Consider the following 18,124-nt stretch of genomic DNA (forward strand, 5'->3'; position numbering starts at 1 on the left):
GGGCAGGGCTGGCGGCGGCGCAAAATCAAACGGCGCCAGCGCATACCCATTCTCATCCACCTGTAACGCCCAACCCTGACGGTCCCAGTCCCCCAGCACAATCCGCTTCGCCGCCTGCTCGGCGAGCTGCAGCTTATGAATCGCCGGCCGATGGGTGTGCCCGTGAATCAGGGTCTTCACGCCAAACGCCTGCATGATCCGCGGAATCTCTTGCGGCGTGACATCGACAATGTCGTTGGCCTTCATCCGCGTCTGCGCCCGGCTTTCGCTTCGCAGTTTGCGCGCCAGTTTGTGGCGTGTGCTCAGCGGCAGATGGCGCAAGATGAACAGGGTGATCGGATTACGCAGGTAGCGGCGCAGCTTCATGTAGCTGACGTCGCGGGTGCAAAGACTGTCGCCGTGCATCAACAGCACCGGCTCACCGTAAAATTGCACGACACTCGGGTCCTTCAACAGCGTGCAGCCGGCCTGTTTACAGAAGGCCTTGCCGAGCAGGAAGTCGCGATTGCCGTGCATCAGAAAAATGGCCGTGCCGCTGTCGCTCAATTGGCGCAGGGCCTGGCAGATGGAACGCTGGAAGGGCGTCATGGCATCGTCGCCAATCCACGCCTCGAAGAAGTCGCCCAGAATGTACAACGCACTCGCCGAGCGGGCGCGTCCGGCGAGCAAACTCAGAAACGCCCGGGTAATGTCCGGGCGCTCCTCTTCCAGATGCAAGTCTGAAATCAGCAGTATCACGCTTCGATGATCTCGGCTTTCTCGATGATCACGTCGTCTGCTGGTACGTCCTGGTGGCCTGCCTTGGACGTGGTGGAAACGCCTTCGATCTTGTCGACAACGTCGAAGCCCGCAACCACTTTACCGAATACCGCGTAACCCCAACCCTGAGCGGTCTTGGCGGTGTGGTTGAGGAAGCCGTTGTCGGTGGCGTTGATGAAGAACTGGGCCGATGCCGAATGCGGGTCCATGGTGCGAGCCATGGCCAGGGTGTACTTCTCGTTCTTCAGACCGTTGTCAGCTTCGTTCTGAATGCTTGGGCTCTTGTCTTTCTTTTCCTTCATGCCAGGCTCGAAACCGCCGCCCTGGATCATGAAACCTTTGATCACACGGTGGAACACGACGTTCTCGTAGTGACCTTTTTTAACGTATTCGATGAAGTTGGCCGCGGTGATCGGGGCTTTTTCTTCGTTCAACTCGATGACGATGTCACCGAAATTAGTGGTCAGTTTTACTTGAGTCATGATCGCTACTCTTTATAAGGAATTCGTGGGTATGGGCCATTTGCACCCTTTACCGGTTCAGCCCTTGAAGGCCGAGGTGCGCAGTTTAGCGTGACAGGCGTGAATTTCGAGGCAGTTTTTCATTTCCGTGCGATTAAATGCACGCCTTTATAGGGCCTGCTCTGTCAGCCCCTTGACAGCATCGGCTATGATAGCGGCTTTGTTTTGTCTGGCCCCCTCTGCGGCCGCGCACCTGTAAGTCAAGGATCCTATGAGCAAGCCCACTGTCGACCCTACCTCGAATGCCAAGTCCGGCCCTGCCGTGCCGGTCAATTTCCTGCGGCCGATCATCCAGGCAGACCTGGACTCGGGCAAGCACACCCAGATCGTCACCCGTTTCCCGCCGGAGCCCAACGGCTACCTGCACATCGGCCACGCCAAATCGATCTGCGTGAACTTCGGCCTGGCCCAGGAGTTCGGCGGCGTCACGCACCTGCGTTTCGACGACACCAACCCGGCCAAGGAAGATCAGGAATACATCGACGCGATCGAAAGCGACGTCAAATGGCTGGGCTTCGAATGGTCCGGCGAAGTGCGCTACGCCTCGCAGTATTTCGACCAGTTGCACGACTGGGCGGTGGAGTTGATCAAGGCCGGCAAGGCCTACGTCGACGACCTGACCCCGGAGCAGGCCAAGGAATACCGTGGCAGCCTGACCGAACCTGGCAAGAACAGCCCGTTCCGCGACCGTTCGGTTGAAGAAAACCTCGACTGGTTCGCCCGCATGCGCGCCGGTGAGTTCCCGGACGGCGCCCGCGTGCTGCGCGCGAAGATCGACATGGCCTCGCCGAACATGAACCTGCGTGACCCGATCATGTACCGCATCCGCCACGCCCATCACCACCAGACCGGTGACAAGTGGTGCATCTACCCCAACTACGACTTCACCCACGGTCAGTCGGACGCCATCGAAGGCATCACTCACTCGATCTGCACCCTGGAGTTCGAAAGCCATCGTCCGCTGTACGAGTGGTTCCTCGACGCACTGCCAGTGCCGGCGCAACCGCGTCAGTACGAGTTCAGCCGTCTGAACCTCAACTACACCATCACCAGCAAGCGCAAGCTCAAGCAACTGGTCGATGAAAAGCACGTCAATGGCTGGGACGATCCGCGCATGTCCACGCTGTCGGGCTTTCGCCGCCGTGGTTACACGCCGAAATCGATCCGCAACTTCTGCGAAATGATCGGTACCAACCGCTCCGACGGCGTGGTTGACTTCGGCATGCTCGAATTCAGCATCCGTGACGACCTCGACCACAGCGCCCCGCGCGCCATGTGCGTGCTGCGTCCGCTCAAAGTCGTGATCACCAACTACCCGGAAGGCCAGGTCGAGAACCTCGAACTGCCGCGCCACCCGAAAGAAGACATGGGCGTGCGCGCGCTGCCGTTTGCCCGGGAAATCTACATCGACCGTGAAGACTTCATGGAAGAGCCGCCGAAAGGCTACAAACGTCTGGAATCGGGCGGCGAAGTGCGTCTGCGCGGCAGCTACGTGATCCGTGCCGACGAAGCGATCAAGGACGCCGATGGCAACATCGTCGAACTGCGTTGCTCCTACGACCCCGAAACTCTGGGCAAGAACCCTGAAGGCCGCAAGGTCAAAGGCGTGGTTCACTGGGTGCCGGCCGCTGCCAGCGTCGAGTGCGAAGTGCGTCTGTACGATCGCCTGTTCCGTTCGGCCAACCCTGAGAAGGCCGAAGACAGCGCCAGTTTCCTCGACAACATCAACCCTGACTCACTGCAAGTGCTGACCGGTTGTCGTGCTGAGCCATCGCTTGGCAATGCACAGCCGGAAGACCGTTTCCAGTTCGAGCGCGAAGGCTACTTCGTCGCGGACATCAAGGACTCGAAACCAGGTCAGCCGGTATTCAACCGTACCGTGACCCTGCGTGATTCGTGGGGCCAGTGATTCAAGGGATTTAACGTGCTAACGATCTACAACACGCTCACCAAGAGCAAAGAAGTCTTCAAGCCGCTCGATGGCAACAATGTGCGCATGTACGTCTGCGGGATGACCGTGTACGACTACTGCCACCTGGGCCATGGCCGCAGCATGGTCGCGTTCGACCTGGTGACCCGCTGGTTGCGGTTCAGCGGTTACAACCTGACTTACGTGCGCAACATCACCGACATCGACGACAAGATCATCAACCGCGCCAACGAGAACGGTGAATCGTTCGAAGCGTTGACCGAGCGCATGATTGCCGCGATGCACGAAGACGAAGCGCGCCTGAACATCAAGAAGCCGGACATGGAGCCGCGTGCCACGGATCACATTCCGGGCATGCACGGGATGATCCAGACCCTGATCGACAAGGGCTACGCCTACGCCCCGGGCAATGGCGACGTGTACTACCGCGTCGGCAAGTTCATGGGCTACGGCAAGCTGTCGCGCAAGAAGATCGAAGACCTGCGCATCGGTGCGCGGATCGAGGTCGACGAAGCGAAGGAAGATCCGCTGGACTTCGTGCTGTGGAAAGGCGTCAAACCGGGCGAGCCGAGCTGGGAATCGCCATGGGGCGCCGGGCGTCCGGGCTGGCACATCGAGTGCTCGGTGATGTCCACCTGCTGCCTCGGTGAGACGTTCGATATTCATGGCGGCGGCAGCGATCTTGAGTTCCCGCACCACGAAAACGAAATCGCCCAGAGCGAAGCGGCCACTGGCAAGACCTACGCCAACGCGTGGATGCATTGCGGCATGATTCGCATCAATGGCGAGAAGATGTCCAAGTCCTTGAACAACTTCTTCACCATTCGCGACGTGCTCGACAAGTACCACCCGGAAGTCGTGCGTTACCTGCTGGTGTCGAGCCACTACCGCAGCGCGATCAACTACTCGGAAGACAACCTCAAGGACGCCAAAGGCGCACTCGAGCGTTTCTACCACGCGTTGAAAGGCCTGCCGAACGTGGCGCCGGCCGGCGGCGAAGCGTTCGTTGAACGTTTCACCGCGGTGATGAACGACGACTTCGGCACGCCGGAAGCCTGCGCCGTGCTGTTCGAGATGGTGCGTGAGATCAACCGACTGCGCGAGAGCGATCTCGATGCAGCGGCAGGTCTAGCGGCCCGTCTGAAAGAACTGGCCAGCGTGCTGGGTGTATTGCAACTCGAAGCCGACGACTTCCTGCAGGCTGGCGCCGAAGGGCGTGTTGATGCGGCTGAAGTCGACGCGCTGATTGCTGCGCGTCTGGCGGCACGGGCGGGCAAGGACTGGGCTGAATCCGACCGCATCCGCGACCAGCTCACCGCCATGGGCGTGGTGCTGGAAGACGGCAAGGGTGGCACGACCTGGCGTTTGGCTGACTGATTGGCTGATCCGCTAAAAACAAAACCCGCCTTGTGCGGGTTTTTGTTTTTGGGTTATCTCAGGAATCTACAGGGACAGGGCTGAAGTCATCGCAGGCTTGCCAGCGATCAGACCCGCCCAGACATCTTGTCATTCAGCCTGACGCAACCGCTTGTAAAGAGTGTTGCGGCTCACACCCAGCCGCCGCGCCAAGTGCGAAATATTTCCCCCCGCCGCCTGCAGCTCCCGGTTTAACGCTTCAACATCATTCAAATCCAGCCCCAATGGCTGCACGCGCTCAACCGGCTCCATGTCCAGATCTACAAAAAAATCATCTGGCAAATGCTCCGGTCGCACGGGTTGCTCTTCAGCCATGGCCAGCGCCACCTGCATCACGCTGCTGACTTGGCGCAAGTTGCCTGGCCACGGATGCTTATCGAACAGTTCCAGCACTTCGTGGCTCAACCCCGCCCACTGCGTCGGTTCACGATGCTGCTCCCAGAGCCGTTTGAACAACGCCTTTTTGTCACTGCGCTCCCTCAATGGCGGCAACTCCAGGGTCAAGCCACCGATGCGGTAATACAAATCCTCGCGAAACCGCCCCAGTTGCACCTGCTCCCGTAGCGAGCGGTTGGTCGCCGAGATGATCCGCAGATCCACCGGAAACAACTCGCTGCTACCCACCGGTTGCACACAGCGCTCCTGCAACACCCGCAGCAACCGCGCCTGGGTCGGCAGCGGCATGTCGCCGATTTCATCAAGGAACAGCGTGCCTTTGTCAGCCTTGCGGATCAGGCCGATGCTGCCTTTCTGGTTGGCGCCGGTGAACGCGCCTTTCTCGTAGCCGAACAACTCGGACTCCACCAATTCGGCGGGGATCGCCGCGCAGTTGACGGCGATGAAAGCCTGTTTGCTGCGCGAGCTGGCTTGGTGCAGGGCTTTGACGAACACCTCTTTGCCAACCCCGGTTTCGCCGTGGATCAGCAGCGGAATGTCTTTTTCCAGCAAACGCTCGGCCTGGCGCACGGCTTTTTCCACGCGACTGTCGCCCAGGTGCAGTGTGTTGAGGCTGATCGCGGTGGGCGTGGCGGCTTTGGGTTCAGACGTAAACACTCGCGCCTCGATGGGCGCCTGTTGTGGCCGCTTCAACAAACACTGGAAACGGTTACTCCCGCAGGTCTGCAAGGCAAACGGCAAACCGTCCGGCTGGTTGATCAACTCGAGTAACGACACCTTGAACAGGCTCTCAACACTGACCCGCGACAAGCGCACACCCAAGAGATTGTCGGCCCGGCGATTGGCCGACAGCACCTGACCGCTCTCATCGAAAATCAACAAGCCGGCCCACTGACTGTCGAGGTTGTTCAACCCGGTGTTGAAGGTCAGTTGAAAGTGCTGGCCATGGAACAGGTTGAGGATCAGCCGGTTTTCCACGGTCTGGCTCATCATCTTGACCATGCCCAAGGTGTGTGAGGGCGGCAGATAGCTGTCGCTGGACACGTCAAGCACCGCGATGACCTTGCGCTCGGCGTCGAAAATCGGCGCGGCGGAACCGGTCATGAAGCGGTTGGCTTTCAGAAAATGTTCATCGTGTTCGATGTGTACCGCTTGCTCGCAGGCCAGCGCAGTGCCGATGGCGTTGGTGCCGCTGCAGCGTTCCATCCAGCTCGCCCCGGCCTGAAAGCCTCGGGCCAGATTCGGCGCGATAAACCGTTGCGTACCCCACGAGGTCAGCACCTGGCCCTGGTTGTCGGCGAGCATGATCAGGCAATTGGAATTGCTCAGGATGTTCTCGTAGTAGGGCAACACTTCCTGATGGGTGGTTTGCACCAGCGAATGATGGCGGTCGAGCAGGTGCGCAATACCCGAGGCGGGTAATTGATCGAACGCCGGAGCGCTTTGATGATCCAGACCAAACGCCCGACAACGTTGCCAGGAGCTCTGGACGAGCGCGTCGTGGGACAGCGGCGGGGCAGGTGCGACCATGGCAGTCAGCCTCAGATGCAGCGATTTTTATTGTTGTTATGAACCCAAATCCTGAAACAGCACAGCTCAAAACGGTGGGAGCGGGCTTGCTCGCGAATGCGGTGGATCAGTCAATGAATCAGTTGAATGACACACCGCATTCGCGCTCCCACATTGGGATCTTCAGCGGTCATGAGATTGGGCAAAAGCATCCATAGAGTGTTGTTCACTATTGTTCATTGTCAATCGCCAAACTGTTCAAATGTGTTCAGCAATGAACGCCGTTTCCCGGCGTTTTCAAGGATTTTCACAACAAATCAACAACTTGCCATTTCTGGCACGAATGTCGCTCTACTGCACAGGTCGCTTGACTCCAATAATAAAAAGGCCGAGCCATGTCACTCACCCTGGAGCACGTCTGCCGCACCGTCGAGGGCCAGAACTGGATCGACGATGCGTGCCTGAAATTCGAACCCGGATCCTTCAACGTTTTGCTCGGCCGCACGCTGTCTGGCAAAACCAGTCTCATGCGTCTGATGGCCGGTCTGGACAAGCCCGACAGCGGCCGCATCCTGATGAACGGCGTCGATGTCACCCATCGCCCGGTGCGTCTGCGCAATGTGTCGATGGTTTATCAGCAATTCATCAACTACCCGACCATGACCGTGTTCGAGAACATCGCCTCGCCGCTGCGTCAGGCTGGCGTCTCGAAAGAGATCATCCACAGCAAGGTGCAGGAAACCGCAAAGATGCTGCGCATCGAGAAGTTTCTGCAGCGCTATCCGCTGGAACTCTCCGGCGGGCAGCAGCAACGCACCGCCATGGCCCGGGCGCTGGTCAAGGATGCCGAACTGATCCTGTTCGACGAGCCGCTGGTCAATCTCGACTACAAACTGCGCGAAGAACTGCGTCAGGAAATGCGCGAGTTGTTCAAGCAGCGCCATACCATCGCCATTTACGCCACCACCGAGCCTAACGAAGCGCTGGCGCTGGGCGGCACCACGACGATTCTTCACGAGGGGCGGGTGATCCAGAGCGGCCCGTCGACCTCGGTGTATCACCAGCCGCAAACCGTGCTGGCCGCCGAGCTGTTCTCCGAGCCGCCGATCAACCTGATGCCGGGGCGCATCGCCGGTAACGAAGTGAGTTTTGCCAACTTCGTACACTTCCCGTTAAACGTTGATCTGCGTTCGGTGGGCGAAGGTGAGTTCCGCTTCGGCGTGCGCCCCAGCCACATCTCGCTGGTGCCGAGCAACGATGACGATCTGGAATTGGCCGTCACGGTGGAAGTCGCCGAGATCAGCGGTTCGGAAACCTTCCTGCATGTGCGCAACGAGCATTTCCTGCTGGTGCTGCACCTGTCCGGCGTTCACGAATACGACGTCGACGAGCCGATCCGCATTTATATCCCGACCCACAAACTGTTTGTTTTCGATGCGCAGGGCCGCCTGGTGCAAGCACCGGGGCGGCGTGTCGCGAGGGTTGCCTGATGGCCGAAATCCGTTTGCAACACCTCGCCCACAGCTACAGTAAAACCCCCGGCGGTGCAGAGGATTATGCGATCCGCGAGATGGATCACGTTTGGGAGCAGGGTGGCGCCTATGCGCTGCTTGGCCCGTCCGGTTGCGGCAAATCGACGTTGCTCAACATCATTTCCGGCCTGCTCAGCCCCTCGCAAGGGCATGTGTTATTCGACGGCAAAGCGGTCAACGACCTGACCCCGGAGAAGCGCAACATCGCTCAGGTTTTCCAGTTTCCGGTGGTCTACGACACCATGACCGTGTTCGACAACCTGGCGTTTCCCCTGCGCAATCAGGGCATGGCCGAGGCGAAAGTGCACAGCAAGGTGCAGGAAATTGCCGAAGTCCTCGACCTGCAAGAGCTGCTGAGCAAAAAGGCGCGCAACCTCACCGCCGACGAAAAACAGAAAGTCTCGATGGGGCGGGGCCTGGTGCGTGACGACGTGTCGGCGATTCTCTTTGATGAACCGCTGACAGTGATCGATCCGCACCTGAAGTGGAAACTGCGACGCAAGCTCAAGCAGATCCACGAGCAGTTCAACATCACCATGGTCTACGTGACCCACGATCAACTCGAAGCCTCGACCTTCGCCGACAAAATCGCGGTGATGTACGGCGGCCAGATCGTCCAGTTCGGCACGCCACGGGAGTTGTTCGAACGGCCGAGCCACACCTTTGTCGGCTACTTCATCGGCAGCCCCGGCATGAATCTGATCGACGTGCAGCCGCAACCGGGCGGGGTCGGTTTCGGCTCGACGCACCTGCCGCTGTCTGACGCCTTGCAGCGTCATATCGAACACGGTCAGTGGAAAAATCTGAAGGTCGGTATCCGTCCCGAGTTCATTCATGTCTGGGATGAGCCGTTTGACGACGCGATGCAGGCACACGTCGTACACGTCGAAGACCTCGGCACCTACAAGATCATGACCCTCGATCTCGACGGCGTGGCGTTGAAAGTGCGCCTGGCGGAAGACAAACCGGTGCCGCAGGGCAAGGCGTACATCAGTTTTCCGGCGCAGTGGCTGATGGTCTATGCCGATGAATTCCTGCTGCCAGCCACTGAAGACAATGAGGTGCAGCCATGAACAAGGTGCAGAACAACAAGGCCTGGTGGCTGGTGTTGCCGGTGTTTTTGCTGGTGGCGTTCAGTGCGGTTGTCCCGATGATGACCGTGGTCAACTACTCGGTGCAGGACATCTTCGACCAATCCAGCCGCTACTTCGTCGGCACTGAATGGTATCGGCAGGTGCTGCTGGATCCGCGTCTGCATGATTCGCTGCTGCGCCAGTTCATCTATTCGGCGTGCGTGTTGCTGATTGAAATCCCGCTGGGCATTGCGATTGCCCTGACCATGCCGACCAAGGGCCGCTGGTCGTCGCTGGTGCTGATTATTCTGGCGATTCCGCTGCTGATCCCGTGGAACGTGGTGGGCACGATCTGGCAGATTTTCGGCCGCGCCGACATCGGCTTGCTCGGGTCGAGTCTCAACGCGATGGGCATCAGCTACAACTATGCGGCCAACACCATGGACGCCTGGGTGACGGTGCTGGTGATGGACGTCTGGCACTGGACTTCGCTGGTGGCGCTGCTGTGTTTCTCCGGATTGCGCGCCATTCCCGATGTGTATTACCAGGCGGCGCGCATCGATCGGGCGTCCGCCTGGGCAGTGTTCCGTCACATTCAGTTGCCCAAGCTGAAGAGCGTGCTGTTGATCGCGGTGATGTTGCGTTTCATGGACAGTTTCATGATCTACACCGAGCCGTTTGTGCTCACGGGGGGCGGGCCGGGTAATGCCACGACCTTCTTGAGTCAGACGCTGACGCAAATGGCCGTAGGCCAATTCGACCTGGGGCCGGCAGCGGCTTTCTCGCTGGTGTACTTCCTGATCATCCTGTTGGTGTCCTGGCTGTTCTACACCGCCATGACGCACTCCGACGCCAACCGCTGAGGCCCGGCCATGAGCAAAAGAAAGCTGATCCCGTTGCTGGTCTACATCCTGTTCCTGCTGGTGCCGATCTACTGGCTGCTGAACATGTCGTTCAAGAGCAACACCGAAATCCTCGGCGGTCTGACACTTTTCCCACAGGACTTCACGCTGGCGAACTACAAGGTGATCTTCACCGATCCGAGCTGGTACAGCGGGTACATCAACTCGCTGTACTACGTGAGCCTGAACACGGTGATTTCCCTGAGCGTGGCACTGCCGGCGGCGTATGCGTTTTCACGCTACCGCTTCCTGGGCGACAAGCACCTGTTCTTCTGGCTGCTGACCAACCGCATGGCCCCACCGGCCGTGTTCCTGCTGCCGTTCTTTCAGTTGTATTCGTCGATTGGCCTGTTCGACACGCACATTGCCGTGGCCTTGGCGCACTGCCTGTTTAACGTGCCACTGGCGGTGTGGATTCTCGAAGGCTTCATGTCCGGCGTGCCGAAGGAAATCGACGAAACCGCCTACATTGATGGCTACAGTTTCCCCAAGTTCTTCGTGAAGATTTTCATCCCGTTGATCGGTTCCGGCATCGGCGTCACGGCGTTTTTCTGCTTCATGTTTTCCTGGGTCGAGCTGTTGCTGGCGCGCACGTTGACCTCGGTCAACGCCAAGCCGATTGCGGCGGTGATGACACGCACGGTCTCGGCCTCGGGGATCGATTGGGGCGTGCTGGCGGCGGCGGGGGTGTTGACCATTTTGCCGGGCATGCTGGTGATCTGGTTTGTTCGCAACCATGTGGCCAAGGGCTTTGCCCTCGGCCGGGTCTGAGGAACTGATGATGGAATGGATGAGTTGGACCACCCCCACCGCGGCATTCTTTATCGTCATAGGCTTGCTCCTGGTGGGCATGACGACGTGGGAGCTGCGTTCGCCGAGCGTCCTGCGGCGAGGTTTTCTGCCGATTGCCACCACCCGTGGCGATCGCTTGTTTATCGGTCTTCTCGGCAGCGCCTACCTGCATTTGCTGGTCGTCGGCGCCACCGACTGGAGCATCTGGGTGGCGTCCGCGTTGTCCCTGGTGTGGCTGTTGGCTGTGATGCGTTGGGGCTAGTCGAGTCGCTCGACAACCGTGCTCCGAAATCCTAAACAGGAGGTCTCTATGTTCGACAAAAACAATAAGCTGCGACATAGCATTTCATTGGCAGCCTTGCTGGCACTCAGCGGTTTGAGCGCGTCGGCCTGGGCCGATGCCTACGAGGACGCTGCGAAAAAGTGGATCGGCAACGAATTCAAACCGTCGACCCTGACGGCCGATCAGCAACTCGAAGAACTGAAGTGGTTCATCAAGGCTGCCGAGCCGTTTCGCGGGATGGAAATCAAGGTGGTTTCGGAAACCCTGACCACCCATGAATACGAGTCCAAGGTGCTGGCCAAGGCCTTCAGCGAAATCACCGGGATCAAGCTCACCCACGACTTGCTGCAAGAAGGCGACGTGGTGGAAAAAATGCAGACGGTGATGCAGTCCGACAAGAATATCTACGACGGCTGGGTCAACGACTCGGACCTGATCGGCACGCACTTTCGTTACGGCAAGACCGAATCGATCACCGACCTGATGGCCAACGAAGGCAAGAACTTCACCTCGCCGACCCTCGACATCAAGGACTTCATCGGCATTTCGTTCACCACGGCGCCGGACGGCAAGATTTATCAACTGCCCGACCAGCAGTTCGCCAACCTGTACTGGTTCCGCGCTGACTGGTTTGAACGCGCGGACCTGAAAGCCAGGTTCAAGGAAAAGTACGGCTACGAATTGGGCGTACCGGTGAACTGGTCAGCCTATGAAGACATCGCCAAATTCTTCAGCGAAGACGTCAAGGAAATCGACGGCAAACGTGTTTACGGGCACATGGACTACGGCAAGAAAGACCCGTCGCTGGGCTGGCGCTTCACCGATGCCTGGTTCTCCATGGCCGGTGGCGGCGACAAGGGCTTGCCTAACGGTTTGCCGGTGGACGAGTGGGGCATTCGTGTCGAGGATTGCCACCCGGTGGGTTCCAGCGTGACCCGAGGCGGCGACACCAACGGCCCGGCGGCAGTGTTTGCCACGACCAAATACGTCGATTGGCTCAAGGCGTACGCGCCACCGGAAGCAGCGGGCATGACGTTCTCCGAGTCCGGCCCGGTGCCGTCGCAAGGCAACATCGCTCAGCAGATTTTCTGGTACACCGCCTTCACCGCCGACATGACCAAACCGGGCCTGCCGGTGGTCAATGACGACGGCACGCCGAAATGGCGGATGGCGCCATCGCCGCGCGGGCCGTATTGGGAGGAGGGCATGAAGCTTGGTTATCAGGACGTGGGTTCGTGGACGTTCATGAAATCCACGCCGGAGAAACAGAAACTCGCGGCGTGGCTGTACGCGCAGTTCGTGACTTCGAAAACCGTCTCGCTGAAGAAAACCATCGTCGGTTTGACGCCGATTCGCGAGTCGGACATCAACTCGCAGGCCATGACCGATCTGGCGCCGAAACTCGGTGGTCTGGTCGAGTTCTACCGCAGCCCGGCCCGCGTGCAATGGACCCCGACCGGGACCAACGTGCCGGACTATCCGCGTCTGGCGCAACTGTGGTGGAGCCACATCGCCGAAGCGGCCAGCGGCGAGAAGACCCCGCAGCAAGCGCTGGATGGTTTGGCCAAGGATCAGGACGCGATCATGTCGCGTCTGGAACGCTCCAAAGCCCAAGCCACGTGCGCACCGAAAATGAACCCGGAACGCGACGCGCAATACTGGTTCGATCAACCGGGCGCGCCGAAACCGAAACTGGCGAACGAGAAGCCGAAGGGCGAGACCGTGAGCTACAACGAACTGCTGAAATCCTGGGCAGATGCGCGTAAATAAAAGCTGATGAGTGAAGGGCAAACGGCACCGCAAGGTGCCGTTTTCAGTTGTGCCAGAACCACCGCCATCGAGCGCCCACAGGTTTCGCGTTGATCCAATAGAGCGGCGACGCATTACGAATAGGTAATGTCCTCGCCCAAGTCATTGCCTTCACAACAGTCCTGGCGCGGCTGAGTATTTCGATTCGGGATGTTTAAAGGTTTTCCGAAAATACAGAACCTTCCCACAATGTTTTCAGGTTGTCCGTCGGACGTCGGCTCTCTAGGCTGTGAACGTCGCTGCCAAATCAGCGATCGGGATTGGAACCCCGGAGAACGTATCAACGCCAAAGCGTCTTTCATGACGTATGCTTGCCCACCTTCATGGTGTGCAGTCTGTTATGGCGGCTGTACGCGGGAGACTTTCGAGTCTGCCGGGTTTCTCCGTTCCCCGGGTTCCAACCTGCGTACAGCTGCCACCCCTTCGCGTGGAACCGAATGGATCAGCTTCAACGTTCAGAAGGAGAAACAACATGAAAAAGCCAACACCCAATCCCCCGGAAACAACCGTTCCAGCGCACGCCCATACAACGTCCCCCTACGCGGGCGAAGATACCCGCAAACTCCACGAAGCCGCCGACCGCGCCCTCGACTTTTACCTCAAACCCACGGCCGCCATCATGGCCACGCCCTATGTCCAGAACCAGATGTTCCTGGTCAACCCCACCGCCGACACCGAATCCCTGCTGGCCAACGCCAGCGAGTCCCTGTCCTCGGCCAGCGTCATGCTCGGTGACTTCGCCGCGCTGCTCGAAGGCACGCACCGCAAGACGTTGCTCGGTATCGCCCAAGTCGTCATGCTTGGTGAACTGGCGGTGAACAGAGCATTGGATAACGTCGACCCTGCTGGCTGATCCGATCTGTCCAGGCAGGCAGAAAAAACGCGGCGCTAGTCAGGGCCGCGTTTTATTCAAAGGTTGACGCTCAGGCAAAGACGCCAAAGATCATCGCGGCACAGTAAACCGCGACAAAACCCGGAACAGAGTAGCCAAACATCCGGGCGGGAATAATGACCCAACGCCGCAGAGGCAGCGGAAAGCGGTCAATCTCGGGTATGACCTCGGGATCACTTGCCTGCAGATAGCCGTAGTCCAGACAGAGAATGTTCGAAATGTGGTACAGGCGGCAGGAGCGACCATAAACGCTGTCTCCCAATACCCGCTGATTGCGAGCGACGAAGTAGGACTCTTTCAGAAAAGACTCGATGGCTGCCAGTTTGAAAAAACTGACGTATGTCCGCACGAGCAGTGCCAACACTGCCACAACAACACAGGCGATCAATGCGGCCACGTACAGCCGCTTCAAATCGCTCGTCGGTGTGGAGAGCATCATGCATAACCGCTCGAAACCCAGCCAGAGTAAAAGTAGGCAGGCGCCCATGAAAGCGATTCGCCGGATGCTTCGCGGCACCGCCCCCCATTTTTTCAGATGTACTGGAAAGCGTTCGGCCTCCATGACCGTCGGGCGTTCCAGCATCAGTGGGTAGGTGACAAGGCCGGTGAGTGCGCCGATCTGCCTTACTCTCTTCATTCGCCCCAATGGGCCATTGCCCAAACGCTTGCGATCAGTGGCTACAAATTGAGAGGCGATGAAGTGGTGTTCCATCTGATCGAGCCGCCAGTAGGCGGCAAACAGCGTTATTGCCTCGCCGAGAAAAACCAGCAGCAGGACAGTTCCCCATGCAGAGAGGTAAATGAGGTCAGTCACAATTAATCCTTGCTGTTGATCCACCTGACTCCGATTCAGGTGCAGGGCGCGTCGGTACGCCACTCTTTACCTGATAGTTTTCAGGGCTACAACCTCAGGTACACACCAGATATAAAAAAGGCGCCCCAAAGGACGCCAAAAAATTCACCTCTTTCTAAAGGAGCAAGGAGCTTCTAAAGGTGAATGCGCATTGCTCGTGAACTCAGAGAATCGCCAACGGATACTCGACAATCACCCGCACTTCATCCAGATCCGACTCGAACGCCGTGGCGCGGGTGGTGGCCTGGCGCAAGCGCAGTGACATGTCCTTCAATGAACCACTCTGCACCACGTATTTGACTTCTATATCGCGCTCCCAACGCTTCTGATCCGTCAGCGGATTGCCCTCGGCATCGCGGCGCATGTACGCGGCGTTGGCATTGGAATAATCGGCGTCAGTGTCGCGCGCATAACGGGTCATGAATGACAAACCGGGCACGCCATAGGTGGTCATGTCGAGGTCATAACGCACCATCCACGAACGTTCCTTCGGCGAGTTGAAGTCGCTGTACTGGATGGAGTTGTCGAGGAAGATCGAGTCGGACTGGCGCAGGTAATCGAAATCGTCGTTGCCGTTGTTGCGCTGGTGGGAGAGGGCGACGGAGTGCGCGCCGAGTTTCACACCGACACGGCCGCTCCAGATGTTGTTGTCGAACTCGCCGAGCAGTTGTTTGCCTTCGTCGACAGCCTTGTAGTAATTCAAACCACCAAACAGCGACAAGTCATCCGACAGCGGATACGTCCACGCAGTGCCAGCGTAGTACTGATTCCAGGCATCCTTGAGACGACTGGAGTACAGACTGAAACTGAGATTTTTGTTCAGCACGTAATCGCCGCCGCCATAAGCAATCCACGGCGAATTGACCGGGCCGGCATAGAAGGTTGCGAAGTTCTCGCGCATGTCGCTGGACACCGGTTGGCTCATCGCGTGCAGTCGACCACCCTGAACCGACAGACCTTCAATACTGGTGTTGGTCGCCGTCACGCCGCGAAAGCTTTCTGGCAGCAGACGCGAGTCACCGGCCGCCACTACCGGGTTGGCCAGGAATACATCACCGACCCTGACCACCGTATCAAATGCCCGCACTTTCGCCGCGCCACCGACCTTGGTGTATTCGTCCCGGGCCTCGCCTTCACTGTTGACCGGCAACACATCAAACGAACTGCGCCCACCGTTGTGGCCGTCACCGGTGTCGAGTTTCAAACCGATCATGGCAAACGCATCAACACCGACCCCGACGGTGCCTTGTGTGAAGCCGGATTCGAACTTGCTGATCACCACATGCGACCAGGCTTCGGAATAACCGTTGCCGGTCGGGCTGGACTGGCCGTTGCGGTGCTCACGATTGAAATAGAAATTACGGTTGAGCACCGTCAGGCTGCTGCCTTCGATAAAGCCTTCGGCTTTTTCTTCTGCAAACACCATGGACGGCCCGGAGCCAACCACCACCGCTAAAGCGGCCATCGACATTTTTGTATTGTTAACCATCAAACACTCCTTGGGTTCGGCAGAACGGGAACGTGCTTCGGAGTGGGTTTTATTGTTCGACGGGCAAGCGCCCGCCGGCATGGTCGCGGGGTGACATCGTTGCAAGCTGCGGATAACGCCAAGGTGATGGGGGAATTACAATTTCGTCATGTGGATGGGGCGAAGGCCTTGGATATCAGGTCAGGGCTGCGAGTTGTTCGATTGTCTGCGGAAAACGCTGGACCAGACGGATCAGGGTCGTGGCCTGAGCATTAGGCGTTGCTCGTCCTTGCTCCCAGTTTTCGAGCGTTCGCGTGTTGGTGCGTAGATACATCGCGAATACTGACCGAGAAAGATTAAGTTGCTGACGGATGGCTACCACTTCCTCCGCAGTGATTGGCATCAGTTTTGGCAACTGAACCTTGTGGGTACGCAAGGTGATTTTGCCTTGGCGTTCATCGGCCAGTGCTTCGAGTCCATCCATCAGTTCGGAAAAAATGTCACGTTTCATAGTGGCTTCTCGCGTTGAGTTCTCTATCCAGTGTTTTTCTGAAAAGTTTTTTATGGGCAGGCGTCAGATCGTCCTGCTCGTTTTTGTTATAGACGGTAAAGAGCCAGAACTGATCGAAGCCTGACCACCAGTAGTAAATCACTCGTAATCCGCTGCGTTTTCCTTTCCCTCTTCGTTGGTCGCCAAAGCGAATTTTACGAAGCCCGCCTGTGTCCTCGATAAGATCGCCCACTTCCGGATTTTTCAGCAACTCCAGTTGAAAGCTGCGAAACAGATCGTCATCCAGATAGTCGTCTCGGTGCTTCTGAAACACAGGTAATTCGATAAATAGAGCATCCATGTTCTGTACGTTACCTACGTATAGTGTTGTCTCGAAAATCGAATCGGTCAAGGCTTCCTAGCCTTGCTTTTCGTCCCTTTTTCAACGGTAGACGCCGGTCGTAAAAACACCTGTAGGACGAATCGACCAGCGTGGTAAGAACGTTCAATTGAGTAGCGAAGAGACTTCGCAATTGACGTGTCGGAACAATCCACAGCACTATCGCCCCATGAATACCCAAAATCGAATGACCATGATGTGCGCCTCCATGACCGCTTCCGGCGGGCCATAAGGTCATACGTTTTTGTCATTTGACGTGTACCCGAAGCCCCGCCAGAAATGGACGGGGCTTTTTCATTTCCTGCCTGCACATGGCTCATGGAGAGAGAGATGTTTGAGATCAGAAGAGCCACCGCGAATGACGCCCAAACTGCATTCGACATACGACGCTTGGCGATCAGGCATCAATGCGTCGGTGCCTACACCGAGCAGCAAATGCACGACTGGACCAGGGGCTCGGCTGAGGTCGGTTACGACACGCTCATGGAAAAGCACTTCTATCTGGGCTGGGTTGAGGGCAAGCCCGTGGCCACCGGAATGCTTGATTTGGAGCACCGTGAAATCGGTGCAATCTTCATTCATCCGGATTTCATGCAGCGCGGACTGGGCAAACAGGTTCTGCACTTTCTCGAAGATCTGGCGAGGGCGCTGGGGCTGACAGAGGTCTGCCTGGACGCGACATTGAACGCTGCCGATTTTTACCGGCGCTGCGGTTACATGGGGGAGGGGAGTGCGATTTATCAATCGCCTTCGGGCCTGCAACTGGCGTGCGTGCCGATGGTTAAGAAACTGTAATGTGATTGTGGCGAGGGAGCTTGCTCCCTCGCCACAGGTTATTTTTTGCTACATGAATGCTGTAAACAAAAACGGCACCCGAACAGACTGTGTGAAAACACACTGATGAAGGCCCAACAAAACGCCCCGACTTGTTCGGGGCGTTTGTTTTTGTGCGGGCAACAGACGAAAAAAGGTCTTTCAGCCCATTAGCGCCATCAACTGGCGGGCTCCGAGCACGCTAATCGCTCGCTTGAGGTTGTAAGCGTTCACCGCCAAGGCCATTTCCGCTTTTGCTCCCTCCAACTGACGCAGCAGGAAGCGA

General features: G+C 57.9%; 16 protein-coding genes and 1 pseudogene. 10 read left to right on the forward strand and 7 right to left on the reverse strand.

The genetic code is table 11. The features are described from left to right. Positions 1–27: 27 nt before the first annotated feature. Both lpxH and AACY02_RS11275 read right to left on the reverse strand, forming a co-directional pair. A pseudogene (gene lpxH / locus AACY02_RS11270) lies at positions 28–738 on the reverse strand (UDP-2,3-diacylglucosamine diphosphatase); the annotation flags it as partial. After that, a complete protein-coding gene (locus tag AACY02_RS11275) occupies positions 735–1,241 on the reverse strand; it encodes a peptidylprolyl isomerase (RefSeq protein ID WP_042559899.1) in 507 nt (168 codons plus the stop codon). The gene AACY02_RS11275 and the pseudogene lpxH, both read right to left, overlap by 4 nt. 250 nt (positions 1,242–1,491) lie before the next feature. Between AACY02_RS11275 and AACY02_RS11280 the strand changes: the two genes are divergently transcribed. After that, the gene (locus AACY02_RS11280) at positions 1,492–3,189 is read left to right on the forward strand and encodes a glutamine--tRNA ligase/YqeY domain fusion protein (protein WP_339432002.1); all 1,698 of its coding nucleotides are present in this window, start codon (positions 1,492–1,494) and stop codon (positions 3,187–3,189) included. Between the two features lie 15 nt (positions 3,190–3,204). Beyond that, complete coding sequence (gene cysS, locus AACY02_RS11285) at positions 3,205–4,587, forward strand: cysteine--tRNA ligase (RefSeq protein ID WP_339432003.1); 1,383 nt, start codon at positions 3,205–3,207, stop codon at positions 4,585–4,587. Positions 4,588–4,716: 129 nt separating this feature from the next. Here cysS and AACY02_RS11290 read toward each other — a convergent pair whose 3' ends face one another. Next, a complete protein-coding gene (locus tag AACY02_RS11290) occupies positions 4,717–6,552 on the reverse strand; it encodes a sigma-54-dependent Fis family transcriptional regulator (RefSeq protein WP_339432004.1) in 1,836 nt (611 codons plus the stop codon). A 374-nt stretch (positions 6,553–6,926) separates the two neighbouring features. Between AACY02_RS11290 and AACY02_RS11295 the strand changes: the two genes are divergently transcribed. From AACY02_RS11295 to AACY02_RS11325, 7 genes are all read left to right on the forward strand, one after another. Continuing rightward, positions 6,927–8,021, forward strand: a complete 1,095-nt coding sequence (locus tag AACY02_RS11295) for an ABC transporter ATP-binding protein (protein WP_339432005.1) — start codon at positions 6,927–6,929, stop codon at positions 8,019–8,021. Then, positions 8,021–9,136 (forward strand): ABC transporter ATP-binding protein, encoded by a 1,116-nt coding sequence (locus AACY02_RS11300; RefSeq protein WP_339432006.1) that lies wholly within the window; start codon positions 8,021–8,023, stop codon positions 9,134–9,136. Before AACY02_RS11295 ends, AACY02_RS11300 begins: the two co-directional genes overlap by 1 nt. Continuing rightward, positions 9,133–9,999 (forward strand): carbohydrate ABC transporter permease, encoded by an 867-nt coding sequence (locus tag AACY02_RS11305; protein ID WP_339432007.1) that lies wholly within the window; start codon positions 9,133–9,135, stop codon positions 9,997–9,999. The genes AACY02_RS11300 and AACY02_RS11305 overlap by 4 nt, the downstream gene beginning before the upstream one ends. A gap of 9 nt (positions 10,000–10,008) precedes the next feature. Continuing rightward, positions 10,009–10,809, forward strand: coding sequence for a carbohydrate ABC transporter permease (locus AACY02_RS11310; protein ID WP_123450806.1), 801 nt, complete (start codon positions 10,009–10,011; stop codon positions 10,807–10,809). 10 nt (positions 10,810–10,819) lie between these two features. Continuing rightward, positions 10,820–11,092, forward strand: a complete 273-nt coding sequence (locus AACY02_RS11315; RefSeq protein ID WP_339432008.1) for a DUF2160 domain-containing protein — start codon at positions 10,820–10,822, stop codon at positions 11,090–11,092. 48 nt (positions 11,093–11,140) lie between these two features. Further along, positions 11,141–12,883: an ABC transporter substrate-binding protein gene (locus AACY02_RS11320; protein WP_339432009.1), complete on the forward strand. Its 1,743-nt coding sequence runs from the start codon at positions 11,141–11,143 to the stop codon at positions 12,881–12,883. A 511-nt stretch (positions 12,884–13,394) separates the two neighbouring features. Continuing rightward, the gene (locus tag AACY02_RS11325; protein WP_339432010.1) at positions 13,395–13,775 is read left to right on the forward strand and encodes a DUF6124 family protein; all 381 of its coding nucleotides are present in this window, start codon (positions 13,395–13,397) and stop codon (positions 13,773–13,775) included. A gap of 70 nt (positions 13,776–13,845) precedes the next feature. Here AACY02_RS11325 and AACY02_RS11330 read toward each other — a convergent pair whose 3' ends face one another. The 4 genes from AACY02_RS11330 to AACY02_RS11345 form a co-directional block, all read right to left on the reverse strand. Further along, positions 13,846–14,628 (reverse strand): hypothetical protein, encoded by a 783-nt coding sequence (locus AACY02_RS11330; protein ID WP_339432011.1) that lies wholly within the window; start codon positions 14,626–14,628, stop codon positions 13,846–13,848. 202 nt (positions 14,629–14,830) lie between these two features. Then, the gene (locus AACY02_RS11335; protein ID WP_339432012.1) at positions 14,831–16,156 is read right to left on the reverse strand and encodes an OprD family porin; all 1,326 of its coding nucleotides are present in this window, start codon (positions 16,154–16,156) and stop codon (positions 14,831–14,833) included. A gap of 175 nt (positions 16,157–16,331) precedes the next feature. Then, a complete protein-coding gene (locus AACY02_RS11340; RefSeq protein ID WP_339432013.1) occupies positions 16,332–16,646 on the reverse strand; it encodes a helix-turn-helix domain-containing protein in 315 nt (104 codons plus the stop codon). Next, the gene (locus tag AACY02_RS11345) at positions 16,636–16,986 is read right to left on the reverse strand and encodes a toxin (RefSeq protein ID WP_339432014.1); all 351 of its coding nucleotides are present in this window, start codon (positions 16,984–16,986) and stop codon (positions 16,636–16,638) included. Before AACY02_RS11345 ends, AACY02_RS11340 begins: the two co-directional genes overlap by 11 nt. 369 nt (positions 16,987–17,355) lie before the next feature. Here AACY02_RS11345 and AACY02_RS11350 point away from each other — a divergent pair, with 369 nt between their 5' ends. Continuing rightward, positions 17,356–17,820 carry a GNAT family N-acetyltransferase gene (locus tag AACY02_RS11350; RefSeq protein WP_339432015.1) on the forward strand — a complete coding sequence of 155 codons (465 nt, stop codon included), beginning with the start codon at positions 17,356–17,358 and terminating at the stop codon, positions 17,818–17,820. Positions 17,821–18,124 lie beyond the last annotated feature (304 nt).

It is taken from the genome of Pseudomonas sp. EA_65y_Pfl2_P78, from assembly GCF_963970495.1.
Lineage (GTDB): Bacteria > Pseudomonadota > Gammaproteobacteria > Pseudomonadales > Pseudomonadaceae > Aquipseudomonas > Aquipseudomonas baetica_A.